This window comes from Donghicola tyrosinivorans (genome assembly GCF_003003355.1).
GTDB classification, from domain to species: Bacteria; Pseudomonadota; Alphaproteobacteria; order Rhodobacterales; family Rhodobacteraceae; genus Donghicola; species Donghicola tyrosinivorans.
The window spans coordinates 59,854-85,442 of sequence record NZ_PVTQ01000001.1; the positions used below are offsets into that span (position 1 = coordinate 59,854).

Sequence of the window (25,589 nt, forward strand, 5' to 3'; positions counted from 1 at the left end):
CCCATGCAAGCCGAATATGTGATCGTCGGCGCAGGCAGCGCGGGCTGCGCCATTGCCTATCGTCTGGCCGAAGCGGGCAAATCCGTGATCGTCATCGAACATGGCGGCACGGACGCAGGCCCTTTCATCCAGATGCCTGCGGCGCTGAGCTATCCCATGAACATGCCGATGTACGACTGGGGCTTTCAATCCGAGCCCGAGCCCTATCTTGATGGCCGCCGTCTGGCGACCCCGCGGGGCAAGGTTGTTGGCGGCTCGTCCTCCATCAACGGGATGGTCTATGTGCGCGGTCACGCGCGGGACTATGATCACTGGGCGCAATCCGGTGCCCGTGGCTGGAGCTACGCGGACGTACTGCCCTACTTCAAGCGGATGGAGCATTGGCACGAGGGCGGTCATGGCGGCGACAAAGAGTGGCGGGGCAAGGACGGCCCGCTGCATGTCACCCGTGGCCCGCGCGAAAACCCTCTGTTCCACGCCTTCGTCGAGGCTGGCCGTCAGGCGGGCTACCCTGTCACCGGCGACTATAACGGTGAGCAGCAAGAGGGCTTTGGCCCGATGGAGCAGACCGTCTATGGGGGCCGCCGCTGGTCCGCTGCGAACGCCTATCTGAAGCCCGCCATCAAGACCGGTAAGGTCGAGGTCGTGCGGGGTCTGGCCTGCCGCGTTGTCATCACCGAAGGCCGCGCCCGCGGGGTCGAGATTGAAAAGGGCGGCGTCAAACAGATCATCAATGCCAGCGAAGAGGTTGTGATCTCGGCCTCCTCGATCAATAGCCCCAAGCTGCTGATGCTGTCCGGTATTGGTCCGGCGGAACATCTGGCCGAGCATGGCATCGATGTGATCGCGGATCGTCCCGGTGTGGGTCAGAACCTTCAGGACCACCTAGAGCTTTACCTGCAGGTGGCCTGCAAACAGCCGATCACTCTGTTCAAGTATTGGAACCTGATCGGCAAAGGTCTGATCGGGGCGCAATGGCTGCTGACCAAGAAGGGTCTTGGTGCGTCGAACCAGTTCGAAAGCGCGGCCTTCATCCGCAGCAAGGCGGGTATCGAGTATCCCGACATCCAGTACCACTTCTTGCCCATCGCTGTGCGCTATGACGGTCAGGCGGCGGCAGAGGGTCACGGCTTTCAGGCTCACGTTGGCCCCATGCGCAGCCCGTCGCGCGGGAACATCACGCTGGCATCCAGTGATCCAAAACAGGCGCCCAAGATCCTGTTCAACTACATGTCCACCGAACAGGATTGGGATGACTTCCGCACCTGTATCCGCCTGACCCGTGAGATCTTCGAGCAAGAGGCCTTCAAGCCTTACTACAAGCACGAAATCCAACCCGGTGAGGCGGTGCAGTCTGATGACGAACTGAATGGCTTTATCAAAGAGCATGTGGAAAGCGCCTATCATCCTTGCGGCACCTGCAAGATGGGCGACCGCAATGACCCGATGGCGGTGGTCGACGAACAGTGCCGCGTGATCGGGGTGAACGGGCTGCGCGTGGCAGACAGCTCGATCTTCCCGCGGATCACCAATGGCAACCTGAACAGCCCGTCGATCATGACCGGTGAAAAGGCGGCGGATCACATTCTGGGCCGCAGTTTGCCCCGCGATGAAAGCGCCCCTTGGATCAACCCGAACTGGGAAACCGCGCAGCGCTAGGTTTTTGACAAAATCACTCATGAAAGGCGGCCATTTGATGCGTATCAAGGTCGCCTTTTCTTTTGGGCCCTAGTCTCTGTCTGTGATTAACGAACAGGAGACACCTATGTCCCATACGCCGCACCAACTGGTTGATGATTTCCCCGAGCACGTCGAAGCCATCGCCGCTCTGAAAACCTCGGATGCCCATTTCGCCAAGCTGGTGGATGCCTACAACGAGGTGAACAAGAAGGTGTATCTGGCAGAGACCAACGTCCAGCCGATCGAACAACTGGCAGAAGAGCAGCTGCGCAAAGAACGCAGCAAGCTTAAGGACGAGATCTGGTCGATCCTATCCAAGGCTGCAACTGCCTGATATACTAAGGTTGTGTCAGATAGCCCGTGGAGGGACGGACTATTTGAACATGGGGCCGGATGTCCGGGGGCATCCGGTCTTTATTGATCGAGTGTAACGGTATTCGGCCCCAACTATTTTTCGACCCTGTATGGCAAGACCCCGCGCTGGAACGGCTCGATGCTGAGGCGGCGTTCAAGGGGTGGCACGGACCGCTGGTGACAGTCGGTTCTTTCGCAGATGCGGCAACTGATCCCGATGGGTTCAAAGGCAGCCGCATTGGTCACATCAAGACTGTCCGCGTACACCAGATCGCCCGCATGGCGTACCTCGCATCCCAGACAAATGGCGTAGCGCCTTACCGGCGCACCAAAGGCCCCGCCGGGCTTTGAAACATCCCGCGCTAGGCACAGGTATTTCACCCCGTCCGGTGTTTCCGCTAACTGCCGTAAGAAGTGTCCGGGTGTCTCGAAAGCACGGTGAACGTTCCAAAGCGGGCACGCACCGCCGAAACGGGCGAATTGTAGGCGCGTGGCAGAATGGCGCTTGGTGATGGTTCCGGCCTGATCCACGCGGACGAAAAAGAACGGGATACCCTTGGCGCCGGGGCGCTGCATGGTGGACAGGCGATGGGCCACTTGTTCGATTGAGGCACCAAATCGAGTGGCCAGAATTTCCAGATCGTGACGGCAGTCCTGCGCCGCCTTCAGGAACGGCCCATAGGGCATCAATGCTGCGCCTGCGAAGTAATTCGCAAGGCCGATTTTCGCGATGGCGCGGGCCTCGTTCGTCTGGAAACGGGCAAGGTCCAGTGTGGCCTCTAGCAGCTTGTTCTGGGTCAGTAGGGCCAGCTGTAGCAGCATCTGGAATCGGCGCGTTTCGGGGGGCGAGCGGTCGGACAAAGACAGCACCCGCGTTTCAGAATCATAGCTGCGCAGGACCGGCCCTGTGATCATTCGGATGGTGACGCCATGCTCAACCAAAGCGGTCTCGGCCCCTGCGGTTCCGGGGAAGCGTTCGGCAAAACGCTCGGCGGTGCGGTCGACCGCATCAATGTAGTTGTCGCAGTAATGGAAGAAGTCTCGGACCTCTTCCCAAGGGGACGGCTGCACGCGGGCATCTTCGCGCCCCAGCGCCTCATCCAGTGAGGCAAGCCGTTCGTGTGTTTGCCGGTAAGCGCGGTGGAGATGCAGGAAGGCACGGGCCAAAGCGGGTGCGTTGCTGGCGGCCAAGCGCAGGTCGGCCAGGGGAGGCGGCGCATCGGTGAAGACCGGATCGGCCAGCGCCTCACGCATGTCGCTGACAAGGCGTTCGCTGTCCCCCGTCGATAGCTCGGTCACGTCAAAGCCGAACTCGGACGCCAGCGCCAGAACCACTGAGGTACTGACCGGACGGTTGTTGTTCTCCATCTGGTTCAGATAGGGCAGGGACACCCCAAGTTTGCCCGCAAAATCTTTTTGGGTCAGGCCAAGACGCGAGCGGATCTCGCGCAGTTTGACGCCAGCGTAGAGCTTTTGCGGGGCCATTCGTTCACCTCTGACTTTGCGGGTTTACTTTTGACCAAGATACGCTTTGCAAATTGCAGCATCAACGGGCGAGTTGTCGCTCCCGTAACATGACGAAAAGGATCGCGACGATGGCGCAAAGGGCGCTGGCCAGCATGATGGCCAGCAGGGGCCATGCGCCTGTCTCGATTGACAAGAGGCTGCCCGCGATGGCCGACAGAGCCGCGCCGCCGCCGATCATGATCGCGCCGCCAAGGCCGCTGGCCGTCCCTGCCAGATGGGGGCGGACCGATAGCGAACCGGCGGTGGCGTTGGGGATGACCATGCCGTTTCCCACGCCTACGGCAGTCATAAAGCCGAAGAACACCATCACCGTGCCTGCGCCCGCCAAGTGGATCAGCAAGGATACCGCAATGCCCGCCGAATTGATGACCGAGCCCCAGAAGATCATCCGGTTGATCCCCACACGGACCGAGAATTTGCCGCTGACAAAGTTCCCGACGAAATAGCCGATCGCAGGCGCTGAAAAGTAGAGGCCAAGTGTCTCGGGCGGCAGCCCATAGATGTCATTTCCCACGAAAGGCGCTCCGCCAAGGTAGGCAAAGAAGGCCCCCGAGGCTGCCGCAGCCGCCAACGAATAGGCCCAGAACCGCGGCGAGGTCAGCAGCTGCGGGTACTCCTTGAACTGCCCCAGCAATGAGATGTCGCGGGGTTTGCCGGTCTCTCCCAGATCGAAGTAGACCAGCGCCAGCATCAGCGCGCCAAGAAGGAACAGTCCCCAGAAATTCGCGTGCCAGCCGAACGCCGCATCCAGAACGCCCCCGATGGCAGGGCTGATCATCGGGACCAGCGCCATGCCCATGGTCACATAGCCGATCATGCTGGCCGCAGAATCCTGATCGTGGACGTCCCGCACAATTGCCCGCGACAGCACCATCCCCGCCACGATCACCGCTTGCGTCATGCGGAACACCAAAAACGCATAGGCGTTCGGGGCCAGCAGGGTGCCAAGGGTCGCCAGCAGAAAGATCACCAGCGCCACCAGCAGGATCGGGCGTCGCCCGAATTTGTCTGCAAATGGTCCGATGAAGATTTGCAGAACTGCGTTCACCGCCAGATAAAGTGCGACCGATAGCTGCATCAGCCGGTAGTCGGTGTGGAAATATTCGGTCATTCCCGGCAGCGATGGCAGGAAGATATTCATCGATAGCGCTGAAATCCCCGCCAAAAGGATCAGAGTTACGATGTGCGGTGGTGTTGTTCTGTTGAACATCGTCTTGTGTCGTCTCATTATTTCAGCGGAAGTCTTCGCGACTTACTGGCATTCTGTCCAATTCTGATTGGTGATTTAGCAGATTTGCATTTTGAAATTTAGTTACAGTCAACAATTTGCAAATTTGCCATTACGTGCTTTGCGCACGCAGCATGCCCGCATAAGGTCGCGCGAAAGCGGAGGGCACAGCATGAAAGATATCCTGCAAGAATTGGAAACCCGCCGGGAGCAAGCCCGCGCCGGTGGTGGTCAGAAACGGATCGACTCGCAGCATGCCAAGGGCAAGCTGACCGCGCGTGAGCGCATCGAGTTGCTGTTGGACGAAGGCAGCTTTGAAGAGTTCGACATGTTCGTCGCGCACCGCTGCACCGAGTTCGGCATGCAGGAAAACCGTCCCTACGGTGACGGCGTTGTGACCGGCTGGGGCACCATCAATGGCCGTATGGTCTATGTGTTCAGTCAGGACTTTACCGTCTTTGGCGGCTCGCTGTCGGAAACCCACGCCCAGAAGATCTGCAAGATCATGGATATGGCGATGCAGAACGGCGCGCCTGTGATCGGTATCAACGACTCGGGCGGTGCGCGTATTCAGGAAGGCGTTGCCTCGTTGGCCGGTTATGCCGAAGTGTTCCAGCGCAACATCGAAGCTTCGGGTGTGATCCCGCAGATCAGCGTGATCATGGGCCCCTGCGCCGGCGGCGCGGTGTATTCGCCTGCGATGACGGACTTCATCTTCATGGTGAAGGACAGCAGCTACATGTTCGTGACCGGCCCCGACGTGGTCAAGACCGTGACCAACGAACACGTCACCGCCGAGGAACTGGGCGGCGCGATCACCCACACCAAGAAAAGCTCGGTCGCTGATGGCGCGTTTGAAAACGACGTCGAGGCGCTGACCGAAGTTCGCCGTCTGGTGGACTTCCTCCCGCTGTCGAACCGCGAAAAGGCACCCGTGCGTCCCTTCTTCGATGCGCCCGGCCGTGTGGAAAACAGCCTTGATACGCTGATCCCCGAGAACGCCAACACCCCCTACGACATGAAGGAACTGATCCACAAAGTCGCGGACGAGGGTGATTTCTACGAGATTCAGGCCGAATACGCCAAGAACATGATCACCGGCTTCATCCGCCTGGAAGGTCAGACCGTTGGTGTCGTCGCAAACCAGCCGATGGTTCTGGCGGGCTGTCTGGATATCGACAGCAGCCGCAAGGCCGCGCGCTTTGTCCGCTTCTGTGACTGCTTCGAAATTCCGATCCTGACTCTGGTGGACGTGCCCGGCTTCCTTCCCGGCACCTCGCAGGAATACAACGGCGTTATCAAGCACGGCGCGAAGCTGCTGTTTGCTTATGGCGAAGCGACCGTTCCCAAAGTGACCGTCATCACCCGTAAAGCCTACGGCGGTGCCTACGACGTTATGGCGTCCAAGCACCTGCGTTCGGACTTCAACTACGCGTGGCCGACTGCGGAAATCGCGGTGATGGGTGCCAAGGGCGCGACCGAGATTCTCTATCGTTCCGAACTGGGCGACCCTGAGAAAATCGCCGAGCGGGCAAAGAACTACGAAGACCGATTCGCGAATCCCTTCGTGGCCGCCGAGCGTGGCTTCATCGACGAAGTCATCATGCCCCATAGCACTCGCCGTCGTGTGTCTCGTGCCTTCGCGGCGCTGCGTCAGAAGAAGCGCAGCATGCCTTGGAAGAAGCACGACAACATCCCTCTCTAAACAAAAATGCGCGGGAAGAATTGGCATATTTGCAAAGGTGAAGCGGGCGAGATTACTCTGTCCCGCCGAATTCCCGCGCGTTTCGACTTTGCGGTCGAAACGAATCTTCCGACGTGCAACCCGATCAAACTGGCTCATCAGATCCGACAGGACATTTGGCGCGAACTCAAGGGTTTGAAAGGCTACTCTCCTGTGATAGTGGTGCTTCCAACGGGTAATTGTTTCCGCGTGCGTGCTGGCGGTCAGGTCAATGGAATGTGGCCTAGACAACACACGCAAGCTGTTGTTTCATCAGTTTTGAACGATGCCGCGCGAAGATCGCGCTGGGTGATGCACGCGGGACGCGCACGATGAGTGTTGTGCGTATCTCGGTTTTTGTTGCCCTCTTCGGAGCGGCGACCACGGCTGCGGGGCAGGAGGGGGCCCCCACCGTGCCTTCGGGTCTGGATCTTTCTCTTCAGGAAGTGATTCTCGAGAATCTGCCTGATGGAAAGGTTCAGGCCCGATACAGATACCTGGCACCCGATCTGGCCGATGCAGGCTATGATCGGGTGGCCGGGGATTTCCCTGCTCTTTGCGATCAATATGCTTTGCCTGAGCTAACAGGTCAGGGTCACGACGTGGCCCATATCATTCTGAGCATGTCTGATCGTCCCGTTGTTTTTGGTGACAGCGACCCCGAAGCAGTCCAGTTTTTTGAGGCTTTCAGCGTCACCGATGCAACCTGTGTTTGGGAGGCATTCTGATGATGACGCCTGTTCTGAACGCAGCTAAGTCCCTTTATCGGCTGACTGTTGCGGATTTTCCGCCACAGAAAGCATCTGTCGTAACTTGTCCGTATGCAGCACGAAAAATTCGCGGTATTGTTGTGTCGGGAGTATCCCAAGACCCCCATACCTCGAAGCAGTGCCCGGCAGTACTGAAAACCCAGACGCCGGTTTATAATGATACTTACAGGAGACAGAGATGTCGAAATTCATCATCGCAATGGCCGCAGTCGCCATGGTCGCATCGGTATCCGCTTGTGCAAAACAGCCCGAGCCCGAGCCCGTCTACGTTGCCCCCGAGCCCATTTCGGTGGAACCCGCTTACACCGGCAAGTACAAGTAAGCATGTACTGACGAAACCGGGGCGGGCCGTCGGGCCCGCTCATGGCTGCGGAAATGGTCCGTCCCTGCAAAAATGGGGACTACCATGCTAAAACATCGCGGCTTTCCCGGGCGGATGCCCGGCTCTGATTACCAATTCACCATTCGACGTGCGAATCCCCGTGGGGTGACGCCCCTGAAGGCGCTAAAGCGTTTTCCGGACCGCAAGAATGTGGACCGCCGAGCGGATGAATGCTTCCTTGCAGCATTGTGGGTGCAGTTCGGCGAAGAGCCGTTCGAGCGCGGCAATCTGGACGCTGGCCGCCTGAGCTGGCTGTTCGAGCGCGAAGTGATCGCTGCCGAAGACCCCTTTGATCCCGCAAGCTATGAGTCGTTGCTGCAGATCAACGTGAAAGAGGTCGAACGGACCTTCCCCCAGATTCTGGACGGGAGCTCTGAATGGCTGGAATGAACGCATATGTCGTCACGCGCGCCGCTGGACAGGGGGCGCAGATGCTGCGCCGTGCTGCCCATCGCGCGGGTGCGGCAGCGTTCCGGCAGGCAAATCTGCCCAAAGCCTCTGGTCTCGGCCAGACAAACGCGCTGGCGCATGGGTTGCGCCGCGCGTTCCAATCTCTTTCTTTGGTTTACGGCGGAAAACCGTCTGATCACACGCTTGTGTCTCAGCGAATTGCCGCGCAGTGGAACCGCTTAACGGAAATTTGCGTTGTCCTTTCATCCAGCGCCGCCAATCTGATGGACGAGTGCAGTTCAATTGAAAGGACCTCGAAATGCTCAAGAAAACCTGGATCGTTGCAGTTGTCGCAATCACTGGCCTGTCGGCTTGCGGTGACACCCTTGGTGAACAAGCGCTGCTGGGTGCAGGCGCAGGTGCAGCAGCAGGTGCAGTCACTGGTGGCGATGTGGTCACTGGCGCAGTCGTCGGCGGTGCCGGCAACGTTGCCTATTGCCGTACAACCGGTCGCTGCAACTAAGCAGACCACGCAGCGCCTCTTTGGCGCGCAAAACAGATTTCCAGCCATCGGGTGCCCTCGGGCAGCCGGTGGCTTTTTTATTGGCGAACCAGTCAGAGCGCGAAAAGCCGCGCTCTCATGCTGGACTTAAGAAAGGGACGGAGACCAATGTTCGACAAGATCCTCATTGCCAACCGTGGCGAGATCGCATGCCGCGTGATCAAAACGGCGCGTAAGATGGGCATCAAAACCGTGGCCATCTATTCGGATGCAGACAAGCATGCGCTGCATGTAGAGATGGCTGATGAATCGGTGCACATCGGTCCTCCGCCTGCGAACCAGTCGTATATCGTCATCGATAAGGTGATGGATGCGATCCGCCAGACCGGCGCTCAGGCCGTGCACCCGGGCTACGGCTTCCTGTCGGAAAACAGCAAATTCGCCGAGGCTCTGGAAGCCGAAGGCGTGGCCTTTGTCGGCCCCCCCAAGAAAGCCATTGAGGCGATGGGTGACAAGATCACCTCGAAAAAGATCGCTCAGGAAGCGGGCGTCAGCACCGTTCCCGGCTACATGGGGCTGATCGAGGACGCCGAAGAGGCTGTGAAAATCAGCCAGCAGATCGGCTATCCCGTGATGATCAAAGCCTCTGCCGGTGGCGGCGGTAAGGGGATGCGTATCGCTTGGAACGACACCGAGGCCCGCGAAGGTTTCGAATCGTCCAAGAACGAGGCGGCCAACAGCTTTGGTGATGACCGTATCTTCATCGAAAAGTTCGTGACCCAGCCCCGTCACATCGAAATTCAGGTTCTGTGCGATGCGCACGGCAACGGCATCTATCTGGGCGAGCGTGAATGCTCGATCCAGCGCCGGAACCAGAAAGTCATCGAAGAGGCTCCCAGCCCGTTCCTTGATGAAGCGACCCGCAAAGCGATGGGCGAACAGGCCGTGGCTCTTGCCAAGGCCGTGGGCTACACCAGCGCGGGCACCGTGGAATTCATCGTCGATGGCGCGAAGAACTTCTACTTCCTTGAGATGAACACCCGTCTGCAGGTGGAACACCCCGTGACCGAACTGATCACCGGTGTCGACCTTGTGGAACAGATGATCCGCGTCGCCAATGGCGAGCCGCTGACCATGACCCAAGACGATGTGAAGCTGAACGGTTGGGCGATGGAAAGCCGCCTGTACGCAGAAGATCCCTACCGGAACTTCCTGCCCTCGATCGGCCGTCTGACCCGCTACCGTCCGCCGGCAGAGATCGCCGAGGAAGGCCGCGCAGTACGTAACGATACCGGCGTCTATGAAGGCGGCGAGATCAGCATGTACTACGACCCGATGATCGCCAAGCTTTGCACATGGGCGCCGACCCGTCTGGAAGCGATCGAGGAAATGCGCGTCGCGTTGGACAGCTTTGAAGTGGAAGGCATCGGTCACAACCTACCGTTCCTGTCGGCTGTGATGGATCACCCCAAGTTCGTCTCGGGCGATATGACCACTGCGTTCATCGCGGAAGAATATCCCGAAGGCTTTGCCGGTGTGGACCTGCCCGAGGCAGACCTACAGCGTATCGCAGCGGCCTGCGCCGCCATGAACCGCGTCGCGGAAATCCGTCGTACCCGTATCTCGGGCACCATGGATAACCACGAGCGTAAGGTTGGCGATGATTGGGTTGTCCGTCTTGGCGGCGCCGAGTTCGTTGTGAACATCGCGGCTGACCCCAAGGGCTCGGACGTGACGTTTGCTGACGGTACCACTTTGCGCGTTGAAAGCGATTGGACACCCGGTGACCAACTGGCGACCCTTTCGGTTGGTGGCAGCCCGCTGGTCCTGAAGACTGGCAAAATCACCAACGGTTTCCGTATCCGCAGCCGCGGCGCGGACCTGAAGGTGCATGTCTACAGCCCCCGTCAGGCCGAACTGGCCCTGCTGATGCCGGAGAAACTGCCGCCCGATACCTCGAAGATGCTGCTTTGCCCGATGCCCGGCGTCGTGGTGAAGATGAACGTTGCCGTTGGCGACGAGGTTCAGGAAGGTCAGGCCCTGTGCACCATCGAGGCGATGAAGATGGAAAACATCCTCCGCGCCGAGAAGAAGGCCACCGTCACCAAGATCAACGCTGGCGCTGGTGACAGTCTGGCGGTCGACGAAGTGATCATGGAATTCGAATGATCCATGAAGGGCGTGGCTGACATAAGCTGCCTGAACGCTTCGGCCCCTTGGGGCCGGAGCGGCGGGCGGCGTCAGCGACGCTCGCTCAGTTCCTGTTGGCGCATGGGCATTTTGTCGATGGTGTGGGACAGCTCACGCACGGTCCAAGGGACGGGTTTGCGCAGTTTGATGCCGCCGTCCTTGCCGATCAGCACGATGCCAAATCCCCTTGGGCGCAGCGTGCGGCGGATGTCGGATTTGGCGTCAGGGTCGGTGTCCACCAGCACCACCACGTCGCGGTCCAGCAACGCAGGCAGGTCGGCGTTCAGCAGGTCCATCTGCCGGATAAAGGCCGGATCGGCGGGACTGTCCGCAAAGACGGCCAAAGGACGATGGGTCCACTTGAACTGCGAAAGTTCGGCAGTTTTCCCATCCAGAATGATGGCGTCGGTCATGTCCGTCTCTTGTGCCGAAACGGCAGGGCTGGTCAGCGACAATAACATTATGAAAATGGCGGCAAGTCGGGTCATGGCTCCTCCTGTCGCTTTAGAGATAGGGGCGATGCCCCCGAATTCGAAGCTTTTTTCCGCGGAAATGTCACAAGATGGCAGGCCCGCGTCGATTGGAGGAATGACCTGATGACCCAAGACAAAGACGCCTGGCGCGCCCTTGCCGAAAAGGAACTGCGGGGCAAGCCGCTGGAGAACCTGAACTGGCAGACCCTCGAAGGGATCGAGGTCAAGCCGCTGTACACCGCCGAGGACACCGCAGAGCTGCCCCATATGGGCGGTGTGCCGGGTTTCGCGCCCTTCACCCGTGGCGTGAAGGCAACCATGTATGCGGGCCGTCCTTGGACCATCCGCCAGTACGCGGGCTTCTCGACCGCTGAGGAATCGAACGCCTTCTACCGCAAGAACCTTGCTGCCGGTCAGCAGGGTGTGTCGGTTGCTTTCGACCTTGCGACGCACCGCGGCTATGACAGCGATCACCCCCGTGTGGTTGGTGACGTGGGCAAGGCCGGTGTGGCCATCGACAGCGTCGAAGACATGAAGATCCTGTTCGACGGTATTCCGCTGGACAAGGTTTCGGTCTCGATGACCATGAACGGCGCGGTGATCCCGATCCTTGCGAACTTTATCGTTGCTGGTGAAGAGCAGGGCCACGATAAGGCCGTGCTGTCGGGCACCATTCAGAACGACATTCTGAAGGAATTCATGGTCCGCAACACCTACATCTATCCGCCCGAGCCTTCGATGCGGATCATTGCGGACATCATCGAATACACCTCGAACGAGATGCCCAAGTTCAACAGCATCTCGATCTCCGGCTACCACATGCAGGAAGCTGGTGCGAACTTGGTGCAGGAACTGGCCTACACTCTGGCCGATGGTCGTGAATACGTGCGTGCTGCCATTGCCCGTGGCATGAACGTGGACAAGTTCGCAGGCCGCCTGTCGTTCTTCTTTGCGATTGGCATGAACTTCTTCATGGAAGCTGCCAAGCTGCGTGCTGCCCGTATGCTGTGGTCGCGCATCATGGATGAGTTCGAGCCCAAAGATCCCCGCTCGAAAATGCTGCGCACCCACTGCCAGACCTCGGGCGTGTCGCTGCAAGAGCAGGACCCCTATAACAACGTGATCCGCACTGCCTATGAGGCGATGTCGGCGGTGCTTGGTGGTACTCAGTCGCTGCACACCAATGCGCTGGACGAAGCCATCGCGCTGCCCACCGAATTCAGCGCCCGCATCGCGCGGAACACCCAGCTGATCCTTCAGGAAGAGACCGGCGTCACCAACGTCGTCGATCCGCTGGCAGGTAGCTATTACGTCGAGAGCCTGACCAACGAACTGGCCGAGAAGGCTTGGGCGCTGATCGAGGAAGTCGAAGAGATGGGCGGCATGACCAAGGCGGTTGCGTCCGGCATGCCCAAGCTGCGCATCGAAGAGACCGCAGCCCGTCGTCAGGCAGACATCGACCGCGGCGATGAGGTAATCGTCGGCGTGAACAAGTACCGCAAGGACAAAGAAGACCCGATCGACATTCTTGAGATCGACAACACCAAGGTGCGCGAAGCTCAGGTCGCTCGCCTTGAGCGCATCCGCGCATCGCGTGACGAGGCCGCTTGCCAAGCTGCGCTGGAAGAACTGACCCGTCGTTCGCAAGAAGGCGGTAACCTGCTTGAGGCGGCTGTGGAAGCAGCGCGTGCCCGGGCCTCGGTCGGAGAGATCAGCATGGCTATGGAAAAAGAGTTCGGCCGTCACCGTGCCGAAGTGAAGACCTTGGCAGGCGTCTATGGCGCGGCCTATGAGGGCGACGAAGGCTTTGCCGCCATCCAGAAATCGGTGGAAGATTTCGCCGAGAAGGAAGGCCGCCGTCCCCGTATGCTGGTGGTGAAAATGGGGCAGGACGGTCACGACCGCGGCGCCAAGGTCATCGCCACTGCCTTTGCCGATATCGGGTTCGACGTGGATGTAGGCCCGCTGTTCCAGACCCCCGAAGAGGCCGCTCAGGACGCGATCGACAACGACGTGCATGTGATCGGGATTTCCTCGCAGGCAGCAGGCCACAAGACGCTGGCGCCCGCGCTGATCAAGGTGCTGGAAGAGCAGGGCGCTGGTGACATCATCGTCATCTGTGGAGGTGTGATCCCCCAGCAGGACTATGACTTCCTCAAGGCGGCAGGTGTGAAGGCCATTTTCGGTCCCGGCACCAATATTCCGTCGGCAGCTCAGGACATCCTGCGCCTTATTGAAGAAGCCCGGTCGTAAGGCTAGCTTTTGCCGAGAGGGGGCTGTCTGCCCCCTCTTGGCGCTCTTCGCGCCAATTCACCCCCGAAGGTATTTCGCCCAAGATGAAAGGGGCAGGGATGAGTGTGCTGGTGCGGGCTGCGCGTGGAAGCGATGCAGCAGAGATTGCGGCGATCTGGAACGTGTTTGTTCGGGAGACCGCAGTGACTTTTACCACAGATGAAAAGACGGCGGCCGGAATTGCGGCTGATATTTCTGCGCGTGGTGCAGGGTTTCAGGTGGCCGAATTGGGTGGCGCAGTTGTGGGTTTTGCCACCTATTCTGCTTTTCGCGGCGGGCCTGGCTATGGGCGGACCAAAGAGCATTCGGTGATGTTATCGGCTGAGGCGCGGGGCATGGGCGTTGGCCGTGCGCTAATGGAGGCTTTGATCGGGGCCGCGCGGGCTGAAGGTGTGCATAGTTTATTTGCAGGCGTTAGCGGCGAGAACCCGGACGGCGTGGCCTTTCATCGGGCGCTGGGATTTGAAGAGCGGGTGCGCCTTCCGGAAGTGGGTTTCAAATTCGGGCGCTGGATGGATTTGGTGCTGATGCAGAAATTCCTGTGAATTCCCGCTGACAGGGCAATAGGTTGCAGATAGGGTGCGGGCCATGTCGATTTGGTCTCGTATTTCTGACGCGCTTGCCGCGCTGGCCCAAGGTGAGGGCCTTTCCGCAGTCTTTGAACGGTTGCGCACACCGCCCGAACGCTCGGTCGGTTTTACGATTGCTGTGATTGCCTTGTCGGCCAAGATGGCGAAGGCCGATGGTTTGGTGACGCGCGATGAGGTGACCGCCTTTCGTGAAGTGTTCCAGATTTCCCCTGAAGAAGAGGCCAATGCGGCCCGCGTGTTCAATCTGGCCCGTCAGGATGTGGCGGGGTTTGAGGATTATGCGCGCCGGATCAGGGGGATGTTCCGCGAAGAGAATGAGGCGATTTGCGATCTGATGGAGGGGCTGTTCCATATCGCTATGGCGGATGGGACCTATCACCCGGCGGAGGATGTGTTCCTGCAACGGGTGGCGGAGATTCTGGAAATGGACCCGCAGCGGTTTCGCCGCTTGAAAGCGCGGTTTGTTCCCGGCGTGGCGCCTGATCCCTATGAGGTGCTTGGGGTGTCTCATGATGCCTCGGCTGAGGAGATACGGGCGGCTTGGCGCATAGCGGTGCGTGAGGCGCATCCGGATCGGATGATGTCCCGAGGGGTGCCGCCCGAAGCGATCAAACTGGCCGAGCGGCGGTTGCAGGACGTGAACCGCGCTTGGGAAGAGATCGGGCGGGGCGCACGGTGAAACTGGCCTCGTACAATGTCGAATGGTTCAACACGCTTTTCGATGATGACGGGGCGTTGATCGATGGCGGGTTGTCGGGCCGTCATGGCGTCAGCCGATCCGAGCAGATTGCTGCGCTAGGCCATGTGTTCCGGTCCATGGATGCGGATCTGATCATGGTGATCGAGGCCCCTGATCAAGGCCGCAAGCGGCGCACCGCACCGGCGCTTGAAGCATTCGCGGATAGGTTCCGCCTGCGTGCCCGTGAAGCGATGATCGGCTTTTCCAACGACACCCAGCAAGAGATTGCGGTGCTTTATGATCCCGATCTTTGCGAGGTGACCCATGATCCCACAGATCTGGGCGCGCCACGGTTTGATCAGACCTTCGGCATCGATCTGGATATCGACGCTCAATACGACGAAATACGCTTTTCCAAGCCGCCACTAGAGGTGCAAGTGGTCACGGATACCCGCAGTTTCCGTTTTTATGGCGCGCATCTGAAGTCCAAAGCCCCTCATGGTGCGCGCAACGCGGCTGAGGCAATGCGCCTATCGATCAGCAACCGGCGCAAGCAGCTTGCGCAGGCGATCTGGCTGCGTCGGCGGTTAGAGGCGGATATGGCGGCGGGCCACGACGTGATCTTGGCGGGGGATCTGAATGACGGTCCCGGGCTGGATGAATACGAAAAGCTGTTCGGCCGTTCCTCCGTTGAAATCATCATGGGGGACGGGTCGCATCCCCTTTTTGATCCCCACGCGTGCCGTGCGTTGCAGGTGCGGCTGGAGGCGCCGCCAAGCTCGGCCCGATTCTTTATCCCTGAGGAAAACCGATATCTTGAGGCGCTGCTGGACTATCTGATGGTGTCAGAAAACCTGCGCCCCGTGGCGCAGGACTGGCGCATCTGGCATCCGTTCGATGATGCTGCCTGTTGGCGCGATACGGCACTGCAAAAGGCGCTGCTGACAGCATCGGACCATTTTCCCGTGACGATGACTCTGGCGGATTAACCGACGCGCACAACCTCGGTCGTGGCATCCAGCGCGGCGGCCAAGGATTCGAACCGTGATGCGGCCACATCTGAATATAGCTCTGCCGCTTGGGCGGGCAGGCGCAGTTCCAGACGGCGGACGTCCTCCATCCAGCGGATTTGCGCGGGCGTCGCGCTGGGGTTCAGCCACAACATCGCCCCAAAGCGCATCGCCTTGCCAAGAACCTCGGCCTCGCGCCGGTCCTCTTCGGTGATCAGATCTGCCACAATGTCAAAGTTGGGGTTGGGTTTGTTCTTGTAGCGATAAAGCAGGGCCAGCCCCAGAAAGACCCGCTCGCTATGGGTCAGGCCGCCAAGGTTCGCGCGGGTTGCGTTGTCAAAGCAGACATCAGCCCGATAATCGGGGTGCGCGCGCCATGTCACGTCATGCAGCAGACATGCGGCCTTAATGATCCGTTTGCGCGACAGGGGGGCTCGTTCGAAAATCGGCAGCAGAAAATTGTACAGTGTCTTGCCGAAACCGGGCAGGCGCGCGTCTTTGCGTTCAGAGAAGCGGCACGCTTCGATCAGCGGATCGCGGTCGCGCAATTCCTGTGGCATTTGCTCATAAAGCAGCCCTTCGCGAATCCCGTAGCTGGAGATCGCGATGTCTGCCGGATCGAACCGTTCCACCACGCCTGCCAGAACCTCGGCTGCCAAGGGGACCAGCGCCATCCGGCCTGCAGAGATGCCGCAACGCTTACGCAGCTCGGTATGATCGGGTTCCGCCCGTAGGAACTCCAGCGTGGCCTTCAGATCATCGCAGGTCATGCGGTATTCATGCAGCACATGCAGGGGATACTGGCGGCGTTCCATATCGATACGGGCGATCGCACGCCAGCTGCCGCCCACAAGGAACAGACGGTCGTGCTGGGGGCCCATCACGTCGGTCAGCCGGTCTAGAGTTTCATTGATATAGGCTGCGCGTCCCTCAGCATCGCCGGGGACATCCTGTAGCTTCAGCGGCCCTAATTGAGAGGTCACGCATTTGCCGACAGCTCCGCCGCGGATTTCGGCCAACTCCATCGAACTGCCACCGATATCGCAGATCAGACCATAGGCTCCGGGCCAGCCAAGCAGCACACCTTGGGCGGACAACCGTGCCTCTTCCTCGCCATCAATGATGTGGATCGTCATGCCGGTCTCGGCTTCGATCTCGGCGGTAAAAGCGGCCCCGTCCGAGGCTTCGCGCATGGCAGCGGTGGCTACCACATGCAAAGGCGCGATTCCCAGACTTTCCGCCAGCGCCTGAAAACGGTGCAGGGCGGCGCGGGCCTTTTCCTTGCCTTCGGGGTTCAGCTTGCCGGTCTCGGACAAGCCAGCCCCCAAGCCGCACATGACCTTTTCGTTGTAGAAATAGGCCGGACTACGGGCAGCGCCGTCGAAAATCACCAATCGGACCGAGTTTGAGCCGACATCGACCACCCCTACCTTTGACAGGGCGCGGGCCTGTGCATCGGAAATCAACGGGCGCAGAAACACGGCGCCATCAGTGCCACGGGCGGCAGTCTGGTCGATCATCTCGAGTCCATTCTTGCAATTTGTTAACGCACCTTGGTGATTTCCGGTCAAGGGGTCAATCGTCGGTGTGGGTCAATTTCGGAACATCTGCCGCACCTGCCGATCCACGTCCAGACAAAGACGGAAATTCCATGAAGAAGCGGTGACAGTTAAAGGCAAACTGCCCTTCGGGAACGCTGGCGCGGGTGAACTTGCCATCGGGGGCCATCACCCAGCTTTGGGCTACATCCGCCATATTCGCGGCCATTACCTGATCGACGATCTGCGCTTTCACGGTGGGGTTATGCACCTCGATCAAGGTCTCGACGCGCCGATTCAGGTTGCGGCCCATCCAGTCGGCGGAGCTGATAAAGACCCGCGCATTGCGCGAGGGCAGCCCGTGCCCGTTGCCAAAGCAGCAAATCCGCGAATGCTCCAGAAAACGCCCGACGATGGATTTGACGCGGATATTCTCGCTCAGGCCCTTGATGCCGGGGCGCAGGCCGCAGATGCCTCGGATCACCAGTGAAATCGGAACCCCTGCCTGACTGGCCGCATAAAGCGCGTCGATGACATCGGGCTCGATCAGTGAATTCATCTTGGCCCAAATACCTGCCGCACGCCCGGCACGGGCGTGCTCGGCCTCGGCCTCGATCATCTTGATCAGGTCCTGCTTCATGTCGGTCGGGCTGATCGAGAGGTTTTCCAAGTGTTCGGGCATCGCGTAGCCCGACAGGTAGTTAAAGACCTTCACCGCATCGCGCCCCAAGGCCGCGTCACAGGTGAAAAGGCTGAGGTCCGTGTAAATCTTGGCCGTAATCGGGTGGTAGTTGCCGGTGCCAAAGTGACTGTAGGTCACCAACTGGTCTCCTTCACGGCGCACCACGGTGCTGATCTTGGCGTGGGTTTTCTGGTCCACAAAGCCATAAACTACATGGGCGCCCGCCCGTTCCAGCCGGCGCGACTGGCGGATGTTGGCGGCCTCATCGAAACGGGCTTTCAACTCGACCAGAGCGGTCACCGATTTGCCGTCCTCGGCGGCCTCGCACAGGGCCTCGACGATGGGACTGTCTTTTGAGGTCCGGTACAGCGTCTGCTTGATCGCCACCACATTCGGGTCACGTGCCGCTTGCTGAAGGAAGCGCACCACCATGTCGAAGGTCTCATAGGGGTGGTGCAGCAGCATGTCCTTCTTGCGGATCGCCTTGAACATGTCGTTGTCGTGATCGCTGACCCGCTCAGGCACGCGAGGGGTAAAGTTCGGCCACAGCAAGTGAGGCAGATCGTCGATGATCAGCTCTTTCAGATCGGCCATACCGATAACGCCGTCGACCTCGATCACCTCTTCGTCGCTGACATGAAGCTCGCGCATGATGATGTTCATCAGGCCTGCGGGGGCCTTTGCGCTGATCTTCATACGGATGACTTCACCGCGTCGGCGGCGTTTCAGGGCGCTTTCAAACTCGCGCACCAGATCTTCCGCTTCTTCCTCGACCTCCAGATCGCTGTCGCGCAGCACACGGAACATGCAGTGCGCTTTCAGGCGATAACCGGGGAACAGCTGGTCCAGATGCAGCAGCAGCAGCTCTTCCAGGGGAATAAAGCGGAACTGGCCTTCCTCTGCGGGCAAGCGGATAAATCGCGGAATCTGCGCGGGGATCGGCAGCAGCGCCTGCAGGGTCTTGTTGTTCTGCATCCGCTCCAATTCCAGCGCCAGCGTGAAGCCGGTGTTGGGGATGAAGGGGAAGGGGTGCGCCGGATCGATGGCCAGAGGCGAGAGAACGGCGAAAACCTGATTGAGGAAGACATTCGCCAGATGCTCTTTGTCGGCCTTGTTCAACTGAAAGCGGTTCAGAATTTCGATGCCTTCGGCAGCCATCTCGACCCGCAGGGCCTGCCACGCGGTCTGCTGGCGGTCCATCAGGGCGCGGGCGTCAGCGTCTATCAGCTTGAGCTGCTGGCTGGGGGTCAGGCCATCGGCGGCGGGGGTGGTGTTGCCTTCGCGTTTCAATTCACGCAGGCCCGCGACACGAACAGTGTAGAACTCATCAAGGTTGGTCGCACTGATCGAGATAAAGCGCAGCCTCTCCAGCAGGGGCACACGCGGGTTCTCGGCCTCTTCCAGAACGCGCAGGTTAAATCCCAGCCAGCTGAGTTCGCGGTTGAAATAGCGGCGGACGCCCTCGGTCTCTTCGACGGGCAGTTCGACGGCTTCGGGGAAAGCGTTGTGCAAAAAATCGGCGCTAATCATGGGCTTGGCGTCCAGCAAGAGTATAGAATTCGCCCAAGAGGCAATCAGTCTTTGCCCAGTTTGTCCAGCACTTCCGACGCTAGTTTGCGGTTCACGGCCCGCCCTTGCTCCAAGGCGGTGCGGTCGATCAGGGCAACCATCTTACCCGCCGTGGCGAATGAACGGTCCATGTGCCGCACGAGGTAACTCAGCGTGTCGGGCGAGGGGAACAATTGCCGGTCGGCAAACAGTTTGGTCAGAACGGCGCTGAGCAGCGCATCGTCGGGCGCGGGCAGGCCGATGGACTGCGCGCCCTGCATCCGGCTTTGCAGGTCGGGCAGGGCAAGGCCCCAGACCTGCGCGGGGGTTTTATCAGTCAAAAGCAGGCGCTTGCCCTCGGCCAGCACAAGGTTGTGCAGGTGAAACAGGGTCTGTTCGGCCTGTGCGTTGCCAGCGATATCGGACACGTTTTCGACTGCCACATGACCGTGGGCCAGTTCGGGAACAGCCTCTTCGGTCAGGTCGGCGGCCTTGATGATCTTGGCATCGGTGCTAGAGGCCCACACATGGGCCAGATGGCTTTTGCCCGACCCTTTGGGCCCATACAGAACCAGTTTGCCGCCTGCCCAATTGCGCCAGCCGTCCAGCAGGGCAACCGCCATCGCATTGCCGGGAGAGACAAAGAAATCCTCGCGCCCCAGTGCGGGGCGCACGGGCAGATTAAAGCTGAGCTGTCGTGCCATAGTTCTTAACTTCTTACGGGGCGTCCCGGCCGCTTAGTCCCTTATAGAGGCGGCTGTCTTTGTATTGTGATGCCAGATAACGGATCAGCACTCCTAATGCAGCAGCCAAGGGAACCGCAACCAGCATCCCGATAAATCCGAACAATGAGCCGAAAACCGACAGGGCTAAAATCAGCCAGACCGGATGCAGGCCGACAGAACTGCCCACCAGCAGCGGCGTCAGGACGTTGCCTTCGATGATCTGGCCGATCTGGAACACCACCAGCACCGCGACGATCATCCACCAGTCGCCCCAGAACTGGAACAGGGCCAGACCGATCGCCAGAACACCGCCGAAAATCGCGCCCACATAAGGGATAAAGCTGATCAGACCGGCGAAAAAGCCGACCACGAGGCCGAAGTTCAGTCCGACGATCATCAGCGAGATTGCGTAGTAGGTCCCAAGCACCAGACAGACTGTGCCCTGTCCGCGGACGAAACCTGCCAGCGTCCTGTCGATGTCATTGAAAATCCGGCGCACCACAGGGGCATGGTCACGGGGCAGAAGATCGTCGATCTTTGCGATCATGTTGTCCCAGTCCAGCAGCAGGTAGAATGAGACGACCGGCACGATGACCAGAAACATCAGGATGCCCACCAGCGAGGCTGCCGAGGTCAGCGCCGATTCCAGCAGCGTGCCGCCCTTTTCCTGAATGGTCGCGCCGACAGAGGCCAGTGTCTTGCGCACGGGGCTGCCTTCGTTGACCAGCTCGGGGAACCGCTCGGTCAGGATGTCTTGCAGGCGCTGGAAGATTTGCGGCGCGGTTTTAAAGAGGTTCACCGCCTGCTCGACCATGGTGGGTATGATCACCAGCGCGGCAACCACAAACACCAGCACGGCCACAAGCGTGATCGTCAGCGTCGCCATGGCGCGGCTAAAGCCCGCTAACTCCAGCCGGTCGGCTACAGGGTCCAGGAAGTAGGCCACCGCCGCGCCGACAAAGAACGGCAGCAGGATATCTCCGAGCAACCACAAGAGCAGAAGAAAGACCGCGGTCGAAAGGCCCCAGTATTTGGCCTGCTGAGAAATTGGCAATGACACGGGGCTTCCTTTCGCTGTCCTGCCCCCAGTATGTCGCCCAAGAGGGGCCTTGTTTCAAGATGGGGACACCTTTGCAGGGCTGTCAGGCGCACAAAGCGGTTTTCTCTGCCGCCAATGCGCTTTAAACCCATGCAGCAAACGCCATACTGTCTACGAGGGTTCCATGCGCCTGTCCCGCTATTTCCTGCCCGTTCTCAAGGAGACGCCCGCCGAGGCGCAGATCGTCAGCCACCGCCTGATGCTGCGGGCCGGCATGATCAAGCAAACCAGCGCCGGTATCTATTCGTGGCTGCCGCTGGGTTTCAAAGTTCTGCGCAAGATCGAGAACATCGTTCATGATGAGCAGATCAAAGCCGGTCACATCCCCATGCAGATGCCGACCCTGCAAACCGCCGACCTGTGGCGCGAGTCGGGCCGCTACGACGCCTACGGCCCCGAGATGCTGCGCATGAAGGACCGCCATGACCGTGACATGCTGTTCTCGCCCACCGCAGAAGAATTGTTCACCGATACTTTCCGCAGCTATGTGCGCAGCTACAAAGACCTGCCGCTGACCCTCTATCAAATCCAGTGGAAATTCCGCGACGAGATCCGCCCCCGTTTCGGTGTGATGCGTGGCCGCGAATTCTATATGAAAGACGGCTACAACTTTGACCTCACCAAAGCGGACGCACTGCACGCCTATAACCGTCACCTTGTCAGCTACCTGCGCACCTATGAGCGTATGGGCCTGCAGGCGATCCCCATGCGCGCGGACTCGGGCCCCATTGGCGGCGACGACACCCACGAATTCCTGGTGCTGGCCGATACGGGTGAGTCGGAAGTGTTCTACGATTCGCAGATCACCGATCTGACTTTTGGTGATCGTGAGATCGACTTTGACAACAAAGATCAGTGTCAGGCCGTGTTGGAAGAATTCACCAGCCGCTATGCCCGCACTGACGAGACCCACGACGCAGAAATCTTCAACAAGATCCCCGAAGAGCGCCGCCGTGTGGCTCGCGGGATCGAGGTTGGCCAGATCTTCTACTTCGGCACCAAATATTCCGAAGCTATGGGCGCGACCGTGCAGGACGCCGAAGGCAACGTGGTTCCTGTACATATGGGCAGCCACGGCATCGGCGTGAGCCGCCTGCTTGGCGCGATTATTGAGGCCAGCCACGACGAGAATGGCATCATTTGGCCTGAAGGCGTGACCCCTTTCCACGTTGGTATCGTGAACCTGAAGCAGGGGGATGACGCGACTGATGGCGCCTGCGCCCAGTTGGAAGCGGCGCTGGAAGCTGCCGGACTTGAGCCCCTGTACGATGACCGCAAAGAGCGCGCCGGCGCTAAATTCGCGACCATGGATCTGATCGGTCTGCCTTGGCGCGTGACCATCGGCCCGCGCGGTCTGGAGAAGGGCGTTGTCGAACTGACCAGCCGCCGTACCGGCGAAAGCGAAGAGCTGTCCATGGACGCCGCTGTCGCACGACTGAAAGAAATCTACGCCAAGCACCCCGATCCCAAGGGTCTGTGATCTCTTTTTGATCGCTTGAAGCTATTCAGCGGCCGTTGCCCCCTTGGCAGCGGCCGTTTTCTTTTTGAGTATTTGGGCAATAAAGAAGTCAGGAACGAGCGCATGATCGGGCGGACGATTGCATTGGCAGGGGGATTGGTCGGGGCAATTGGTTTGTCGCAATTCCCCGAATTCTCTCAACAGTACCGGCAACGCCTTGGCGGGGCAGTGGATGAGTTGCGCGTTGTGGTCGCGGACTTTGATGCTTCGGCGGCGGGGGCAGGGCTGACGCGGGAAGAGGCATTGGCGCAGCTGGTTGGAACGGCGTTTCTGGATGCGCGTGCGACGGACATGCGACGTGTGTTTGCGCGGTCAGAGAGGCTATCAGCTGATTTGGCGGCGCTGGAAGGGGCGGGGCCGTTTCTGCGCCTTTATGAAGTTGGCCGGTTTCACGATAGTTTCATTCTGGCGCGGGCGTGGCAGGCTTATCGGCCTGCGGTGCCTTTGACATTTGAGGGGCTTGTCATGGCAGGTATGGGCGCGTTGGCCGGATTTAGCGGGGTTCGGCTGGTCTTGGGTGCGTTTTCGGGGCTTTTCGCGCGGCTTCGTCGGTATGCTGGCGGCACCGTGACTTGACCCCGCGGGCGGGGGATGCACATCTGTCGCCAACTGATTGAGGACTATGATGCGTAGAACGCCCCCTCCCTTTGCTGCTTATGAATTCATGATTGCCTGGCGGTACTTGCGCGCCAAACGGGCAGAAGGCGGGGTCAGTGTGATGACCTGGATCAGCCTTGTCGGGATCACTTTGGCCGTGTTTGCTCTGATCGCGACTTTGGCCGTGCGGTCAGGGTTTCGGGACGAATTTGTGGACACCATTCTGGGGTCGAACGCACATATCACCGTTTACAATGCAATTGAGGTCGACGCGAACGGGCGCACCAGCCGGACAATTGGGGATTATGCTGATATGGCCGCGCGGGTAGCTGACGTTCCGGGCGTGACCCGTGTCGCGCCCTTGGTGAAGGGCCAAGTCATGGTGACGGCTAACGCAAAGAATGCGGGCGTCGAGGTCTACGGGATTGCCTATGACGATCTGCTGACGATCCCGCGTATCGTCGAGCCTGAGGCAAAAGAGGGCCGGATTGAGGACTTCGCCTCTGGTGTGGCCATTGGATCCGGTGTGGCGCGTGAATTGGGCGTTCAGGTGGGCTCGAAGATCAAGCTGATCTCGCCCGAGGGGGTGAAAACGCCCTTCGGCACTAGCCCGCGGGTGAAGGCCTATGACGTGGTCTATATCTTCACGGCTGGCCGCTACGATATTGATCGCACTCGGGTCTATATGCCGTTTGAAGAGGCGCAGGCCTATTTCAACCGAACCGGCGTTGCCGATGAGTTGGAGGTGATGGTCACGGATCCCGATAGCGTTGACGGGTTGATCATTCCGATCCTGCAGGCTGCCGGAGAGCGGGCTTTGGTCTGGACATGGCGCGATGCGAGCGGGTCGTTCCTGCGGGCGCTTGAGGTTGAGGATAATGTGATGTTCGTGATCCTCTCGATCCTCGTGCTGATTGCCGCGATGAACATCACGAGCGGTTTGATTATGCTGGTGAAAAACAAGGGGCGCGACATCGGGATTTTGCGGACCATGGGTCTGACCGAGGGCGCCGTACTGCGGGTGTTTTTCATTTGCGGGGCGTTCACCGGTGTGATCGGTACCGCGATGGGCGTGCTGCTGGGATGCCTTTTTGCCCTATATATTGATCCGATCTTTGCCACAGTAAACTACATGATGGGTGGCGGGGTGTGGGACCCATCGATACGGGGGATATATGCTTTGCCGGCGAAATTGGAATTTGATGATGTTTTGAGCGCGGTTTTGTTGTCTTTGTCGCTGAGTTTTATCGTCACGATCTTTCCGGCGCGGCGGGCGGCGCGGATGAATCCGGTGGAGGCATTGCGCTATGAGTGAGGCTGTGCTGCGCCTTCAGGGCATCGAAAAGGTTTACAAGCGCGGTGAGGCCGGTGAGGTGGCCGTGTTGCAGGGGGCCGATCTGGTTTTGCAGAAGGGTGAGGTTGTTGCCCTTGTTGCGCCCTCTGGATCGGGGAAATCCACGCTGCTGCATATTGCTGGTCTGCTGGATACGCCGGACGCTGGCACGGTCGAGATCGCCGGAGAGGATGTGACGGGCGCGGGGGATCGGCAGCGGACTTTGGTGCGGCGGCGGGACTTGGGGTTTGTGTACCAGTTCCACCATCTGCTGCCCGAGTTTACGGCGCTGGAGAATATCGTGCTGCCGCAACTGGCCGAGGGCGTGCGGGAGAAGGACGCCAAGCTGCACGCGGAAAAACTGTTGGATCACATGGGCCTAGCTGGGCGCATGGAGCATCGTCCCGGCGCGCTGTCGGGGGGCGAGCAGCAGCGGGTGGCGATTGCGCGGGCGCTTGCGAACGGGCCTAAGGTGCTGTTGGCAGACGAGCCGACGGGCAATCTGGACCCTGCGACCAGTGATCGGGTGTTCGCCGCGCTGATGGATCTGGTGCGGGAGACGGGGCTGGCGGCGCTGATTGCGACGCACAACCCCGATCTGGCGGCCAAGATGGACCGGACTGTGACGCTGGACGGCGGCCAGCTGCGCTAACCTATCCTTGCGGATATAAACCACTCGCGAAAGAGACAAAGATTTGACCTTGCGAGAGGTGGTAACTGCGCTGGGCAAATCTTAACTATTGGGTATGGGGATGCTT

General features: G+C 59.6%; 23 protein-coding genes. 16 read left to right on the plus strand and 7 right to left on the minus strand.

Annotated elements, in window-relative coordinates; all coding sequences use genetic code 11:
* The first annotated feature begins 3 nt into the window (after positions 1 to 3).
* Both betA and CLV74_RS00300 read left to right on the plus strand, forming a co-directional pair.
* On the plus strand, positions 4 to 1,659 hold the full coding sequence (gene betA / locus CLV74_RS00295) for a choline dehydrogenase (RefSeq protein WP_106262219.1): 1,656 nt from the start codon (positions 4 to 6) through the stop codon (positions 1,657 to 1,659).
* Between the two features lie 106 nt (positions 1,660 to 1,765).
* Positions 1,766 to 2,014, plus strand: a complete 249-nt coding sequence (locus tag CLV74_RS00300) for an HP1242/YdcH family protein (RefSeq protein ID WP_106262220.1) — start codon at positions 1,766 to 1,768, stop codon at positions 2,012 to 2,014.
* 113 nt (positions 2,015 to 2,127) lie between these two features.
* Here the strand turns inward: CLV74_RS00300 and CLV74_RS00305 are convergent, their stop codons facing one another.
* Both CLV74_RS00305 and CLV74_RS00310 read right to left on the minus strand, forming a co-directional pair.
* Positions 2,128 to 3,519 carry a helix-turn-helix domain-containing protein gene (locus CLV74_RS00305; protein WP_106262221.1) on the minus strand — a complete coding sequence of 464 codons (1,392 nt, stop codon included), beginning with the start codon at positions 3,517 to 3,519 and terminating at the stop codon, positions 2,128 to 2,130.
* Positions 3,520 to 3,580: 61 nt separating this feature from the next.
* On the minus strand, positions 3,581 to 4,771 hold the full coding sequence (locus CLV74_RS00310; RefSeq protein ID WP_245888410.1) for a multidrug effflux MFS transporter: 1,191 nt from the start codon (positions 4,769 to 4,771) through the stop codon (positions 3,581 to 3,583).
* Positions 4,772 to 4,961: 190 nt separating this feature from the next.
* On the opposite strand from CLV74_RS00310, the gene CLV74_RS00315 reads away from it, so the two are divergent.
* The 6 genes from CLV74_RS00315 to CLV74_RS00335 all read left to right on the plus strand — a co-directional run bounded on the left by CLV74_RS00315 (position 4,962) and on the right by CLV74_RS00335 (position 10,725).
* Positions 4,962 to 6,494 carry an acyl-CoA carboxylase subunit beta gene (locus CLV74_RS00315; RefSeq protein ID WP_106262223.1) on the plus strand — a complete coding sequence of 511 codons (1,533 nt, stop codon included), beginning with the start codon at positions 4,962 to 4,964 and terminating at the stop codon, positions 6,492 to 6,494.
* Positions 6,495 to 6,844: 350 nt separating this feature from the next.
* Positions 6,845 to 7,240, plus strand: a complete 396-nt coding sequence (locus tag CLV74_RS00320; RefSeq protein ID WP_106262224.1) for a DUF6497 family protein — start codon at positions 6,845 to 6,847, stop codon at positions 7,238 to 7,240.
* A gap of 220 nt (positions 7,241 to 7,460) precedes the next feature.
* Complete coding sequence (locus tag CLV74_RS22690) at positions 7,461 to 7,604, plus strand: hypothetical protein (protein WP_170107958.1); 144 nt, start codon at positions 7,461 to 7,463, stop codon at positions 7,602 to 7,604.
* Positions 7,605 to 7,688: 84 nt separating this feature from the next.
* Positions 7,689 to 8,054, plus strand: coding sequence for a hypothetical protein (locus tag CLV74_RS00325; RefSeq protein ID WP_106262225.1), 366 nt, complete (start codon positions 7,689 to 7,691; stop codon positions 8,052 to 8,054).
* Positions 8,042 to 8,707 (plus strand): hypothetical protein, encoded by a 666-nt coding sequence (locus CLV74_RS23425; protein WP_170107959.1) that lies wholly within the window; start codon positions 8,042 to 8,044, stop codon positions 8,705 to 8,707. Before CLV74_RS00325 ends, CLV74_RS23425 begins: the two co-directional genes overlap by 13 nt.
* A gap of 17 nt (positions 8,708 to 8,724) precedes the next feature.
* Positions 8,725 to 10,725, plus strand: a complete 2,001-nt coding sequence (locus CLV74_RS00335; protein ID WP_106262227.1) for an acetyl-CoA carboxylase biotin carboxylase subunit — start codon at positions 8,725 to 8,727, stop codon at positions 10,723 to 10,725.
* A gap of 71 nt (positions 10,726 to 10,796) precedes the next feature.
* On the opposite strand, the gene CLV74_RS00340 is transcribed toward CLV74_RS00335, so the two are convergent.
* Positions 10,797 to 11,234: a DUF4174 domain-containing protein gene (locus tag CLV74_RS00340; protein WP_106262228.1), complete on the minus strand. Its 438-nt coding sequence runs from the start codon at positions 11,232 to 11,234 to the stop codon at positions 10,797 to 10,799.
* A gap of 108 nt (positions 11,235 to 11,342) precedes the next feature.
* Between CLV74_RS00340 and scpA the strand changes: the two genes are divergently transcribed.
* From scpA to CLV74_RS00360, 4 genes are all read left to right on the plus strand, one after another.
* Complete coding sequence (scpA, locus tag CLV74_RS00345; protein WP_106262229.1) at positions 11,343 to 13,472, plus strand: methylmalonyl-CoA mutase; 2,130 nt, start codon at positions 11,343 to 11,345, stop codon at positions 13,470 to 13,472.
* Between the two features lie 104 nt (positions 13,473 to 13,576).
* Positions 13,577 to 14,056 carry a GNAT family N-acetyltransferase gene (locus CLV74_RS00350; RefSeq protein ID WP_106262602.1) on the plus strand — a complete coding sequence of 160 codons (480 nt, stop codon included), beginning with the start codon at positions 13,577 to 13,579 and terminating at the stop codon, positions 14,054 to 14,056.
* A gap of 43 nt (positions 14,057 to 14,099) precedes the next feature.
* Positions 14,100 to 14,780 carry a TerB family tellurite resistance protein gene (locus CLV74_RS00355; protein WP_106262230.1) on the plus strand — a complete coding sequence of 227 codons (681 nt, stop codon included), beginning with the start codon at positions 14,100 to 14,102 and terminating at the stop codon, positions 14,778 to 14,780.
* The gene (locus CLV74_RS00360; RefSeq protein ID WP_106262231.1) at positions 14,777 to 15,769 is read left to right on the plus strand and encodes an endonuclease/exonuclease/phosphatase family protein; all 993 of its coding nucleotides are present in this window, start codon (positions 14,777 to 14,779) and stop codon (positions 15,767 to 15,769) included. Before CLV74_RS00355 ends, CLV74_RS00360 begins: the two co-directional genes overlap by 4 nt.
* Here CLV74_RS00360 and CLV74_RS00365 read toward each other — a convergent pair.
* From CLV74_RS00365 to CLV74_RS00380, 4 genes are read right to left on the minus strand one after another with little or no spacing between them, the layout of a single operon-like run.
* A complete protein-coding gene (locus CLV74_RS00365; protein WP_106262232.1) occupies positions 15,766 to 17,310 on the minus strand; it encodes a Ppx/GppA family phosphatase in 1,545 nt (514 codons plus the stop codon). The genes CLV74_RS00360 and CLV74_RS00365 overlap by 4 nt on opposite strands.
* Before the next feature lie 55 nt (positions 17,311 to 17,365).
* A complete protein-coding gene (locus CLV74_RS00370; RefSeq protein WP_106262603.1) occupies positions 17,366 to 19,540 on the minus strand; it encodes an RNA degradosome polyphosphate kinase in 2,175 nt (724 codons plus the stop codon).
* 44 nt (positions 19,541 to 19,584) lie between these two features.
* Positions 19,585 to 20,262: a P-loop NTPase family protein gene (locus CLV74_RS00375; protein WP_106262233.1), complete on the minus strand. Its 678-nt coding sequence runs from the start codon at positions 20,260 to 20,262 to the stop codon at positions 19,585 to 19,587.
* 13 nt (positions 20,263 to 20,275) lie between these two features.
* Entirely contained in the window at positions 20,276 to 21,343 is a 1,068-nt protein-coding gene (locus CLV74_RS00380; RefSeq protein WP_106262234.1) for an AI-2E family transporter, read from the minus strand.
* 163 nt (positions 21,344 to 21,506) lie between these two features.
* Between CLV74_RS00380 and proS the strand changes: the two genes are divergently transcribed.
* From proS to CLV74_RS00400, 4 genes are all read left to right on the plus strand, one after another.
* Entirely contained in the window at positions 21,507 to 22,862 is a 1,356-nt protein-coding gene (gene proS, locus CLV74_RS00385; protein WP_106262235.1) for a proline--tRNA ligase, read from the plus strand.
* A 102-nt stretch (positions 22,863 to 22,964) separates the two neighbouring features.
* Entirely contained in the window at positions 22,965 to 23,477 is a 513-nt protein-coding gene (locus CLV74_RS00390) for a DUF2937 family protein (protein ID WP_106262236.1), read from the plus strand.
* A gap of 49 nt (positions 23,478 to 23,526) precedes the next feature.
* The gene (locus CLV74_RS00395) at positions 23,527 to 24,813 is read left to right on the plus strand and encodes a lipoprotein-releasing ABC transporter permease subunit (RefSeq protein ID WP_106262237.1); all 1,287 of its coding nucleotides are present in this window, start codon (positions 23,527 to 23,529) and stop codon (positions 24,811 to 24,813) included.
* Positions 24,806 to 25,483 (plus strand): ABC transporter ATP-binding protein, encoded by a 678-nt coding sequence (locus CLV74_RS00400; RefSeq protein WP_106262238.1) that lies wholly within the window; start codon positions 24,806 to 24,808, stop codon positions 25,481 to 25,483. The genes CLV74_RS00395 and CLV74_RS00400 overlap by 8 nt, the downstream gene beginning before the upstream one ends.
* The last annotated feature ends 106 nt before the right edge of the window (positions 25,484 to 25,589 follow it).

What these genes read in the sequence shown, in the direction of transcription:
- betA (WP_106262219.1), top strand. Translation starts at nt 4, where the DNA reads ATGCAAGCCGAATATGTGATCGTCGGCGCAGGCAGCGCGGGCTGCGCC.
- CLV74_RS00300 (WP_106262220.1), top strand. Translation starts at nt 1,766, where the DNA reads ATGTCCCATACGCCGCACCAACTGGTTGATGATTTCCCCGAGCACGTC.
- CLV74_RS00305 (WP_106262221.1), bottom strand. Translation starts at nt 3,519, where the DNA reads ATGGCCCCGCAAAAGCTCTACGCTGGCGTCAAACTGCGCGAGATCCGC.
- CLV74_RS00310 (WP_245888410.1), bottom strand. Translation starts at nt 4,771, where the DNA reads ATGTTCAACAGAACAACACCACCGCACATCGTAACTCTGATCCTTTTG.
- CLV74_RS00315 (WP_106262223.1), top strand. Translation starts at nt 4,962, where the DNA reads ATGAAAGATATCCTGCAAGAATTGGAAACCCGCCGGGAGCAAGCCCGC.
- CLV74_RS00320 (WP_106262224.1), top strand. Translation starts at nt 6,845, where the DNA reads ATGAGTGTTGTGCGTATCTCGGTTTTTGTTGCCCTCTTCGGAGCGGCG.
- CLV74_RS22690 (WP_170107958.1), top strand. Translation starts at nt 7,461, where the DNA reads ATGTCGAAATTCATCATCGCAATGGCCGCAGTCGCCATGGTCGCATCG.
- CLV74_RS00325 (WP_106262225.1), top strand. Translation starts at nt 7,689, where the DNA reads ATGCTAAAACATCGCGGCTTTCCCGGGCGGATGCCCGGCTCTGATTAC.
- CLV74_RS23425 (WP_170107959.1), top strand. Translation starts at nt 8,042, where the DNA reads ATGGCTGGAATGAACGCATATGTCGTCACGCGCGCCGCTGGACAGGGG.
- CLV74_RS00335 (WP_106262227.1), top strand. Translation starts at nt 8,725, where the DNA reads ATGTTCGACAAGATCCTCATTGCCAACCGTGGCGAGATCGCATGCCGC.
- CLV74_RS00340 (WP_106262228.1), bottom strand. Translation starts at nt 11,234, where the DNA reads ATGACCCGACTTGCCGCCATTTTCATAATGTTATTGTCGCTGACCAGC.
- scpA (WP_106262229.1), top strand. Translation starts at nt 11,343, where the DNA reads ATGACCCAAGACAAAGACGCCTGGCGCGCCCTTGCCGAAAAGGAACTG.
- CLV74_RS00355 (WP_106262230.1), top strand. Translation starts at nt 14,100, where the DNA reads ATGTCGATTTGGTCTCGTATTTCTGACGCGCTTGCCGCGCTGGCCCAA.
- CLV74_RS00365 (WP_106262232.1), bottom strand. Translation starts at nt 17,310, where the DNA reads ATGATCGACCAGACTGCCGCCCGTGGCACTGATGGCGCCGTGTTTCTG.
- CLV74_RS00370 (WP_106262603.1), bottom strand. Translation starts at nt 19,540, where the DNA reads ATGATTAGCGCCGATTTTTTGCACAACGCTTTCCCCGAAGCCGTCGAA.
- CLV74_RS00375 (WP_106262233.1), bottom strand. Translation starts at nt 20,262, where the DNA reads ATGGCACGACAGCTCAGCTTTAATCTGCCCGTGCGCCCCGCACTGGGG.
- proS (WP_106262235.1), top strand. Translation starts at nt 21,507, where the DNA reads ATGCGCCTGTCCCGCTATTTCCTGCCCGTTCTCAAGGAGACGCCCGCC.
- CLV74_RS00390 (WP_106262236.1), top strand. Translation starts at nt 22,965, where the DNA reads ATGATCGGGCGGACGATTGCATTGGCAGGGGGATTGGTCGGGGCAATT.
- CLV74_RS00395 (WP_106262237.1), top strand. Translation starts at nt 23,527, where the DNA reads ATGCGTAGAACGCCCCCTCCCTTTGCTGCTTATGAATTCATGATTGCC.
- CLV74_RS00400 (WP_106262238.1), top strand. Translation starts at nt 24,806, where the DNA reads ATGAGTGAGGCTGTGCTGCGCCTTCAGGGCATCGAAAAGGTTTACAAG.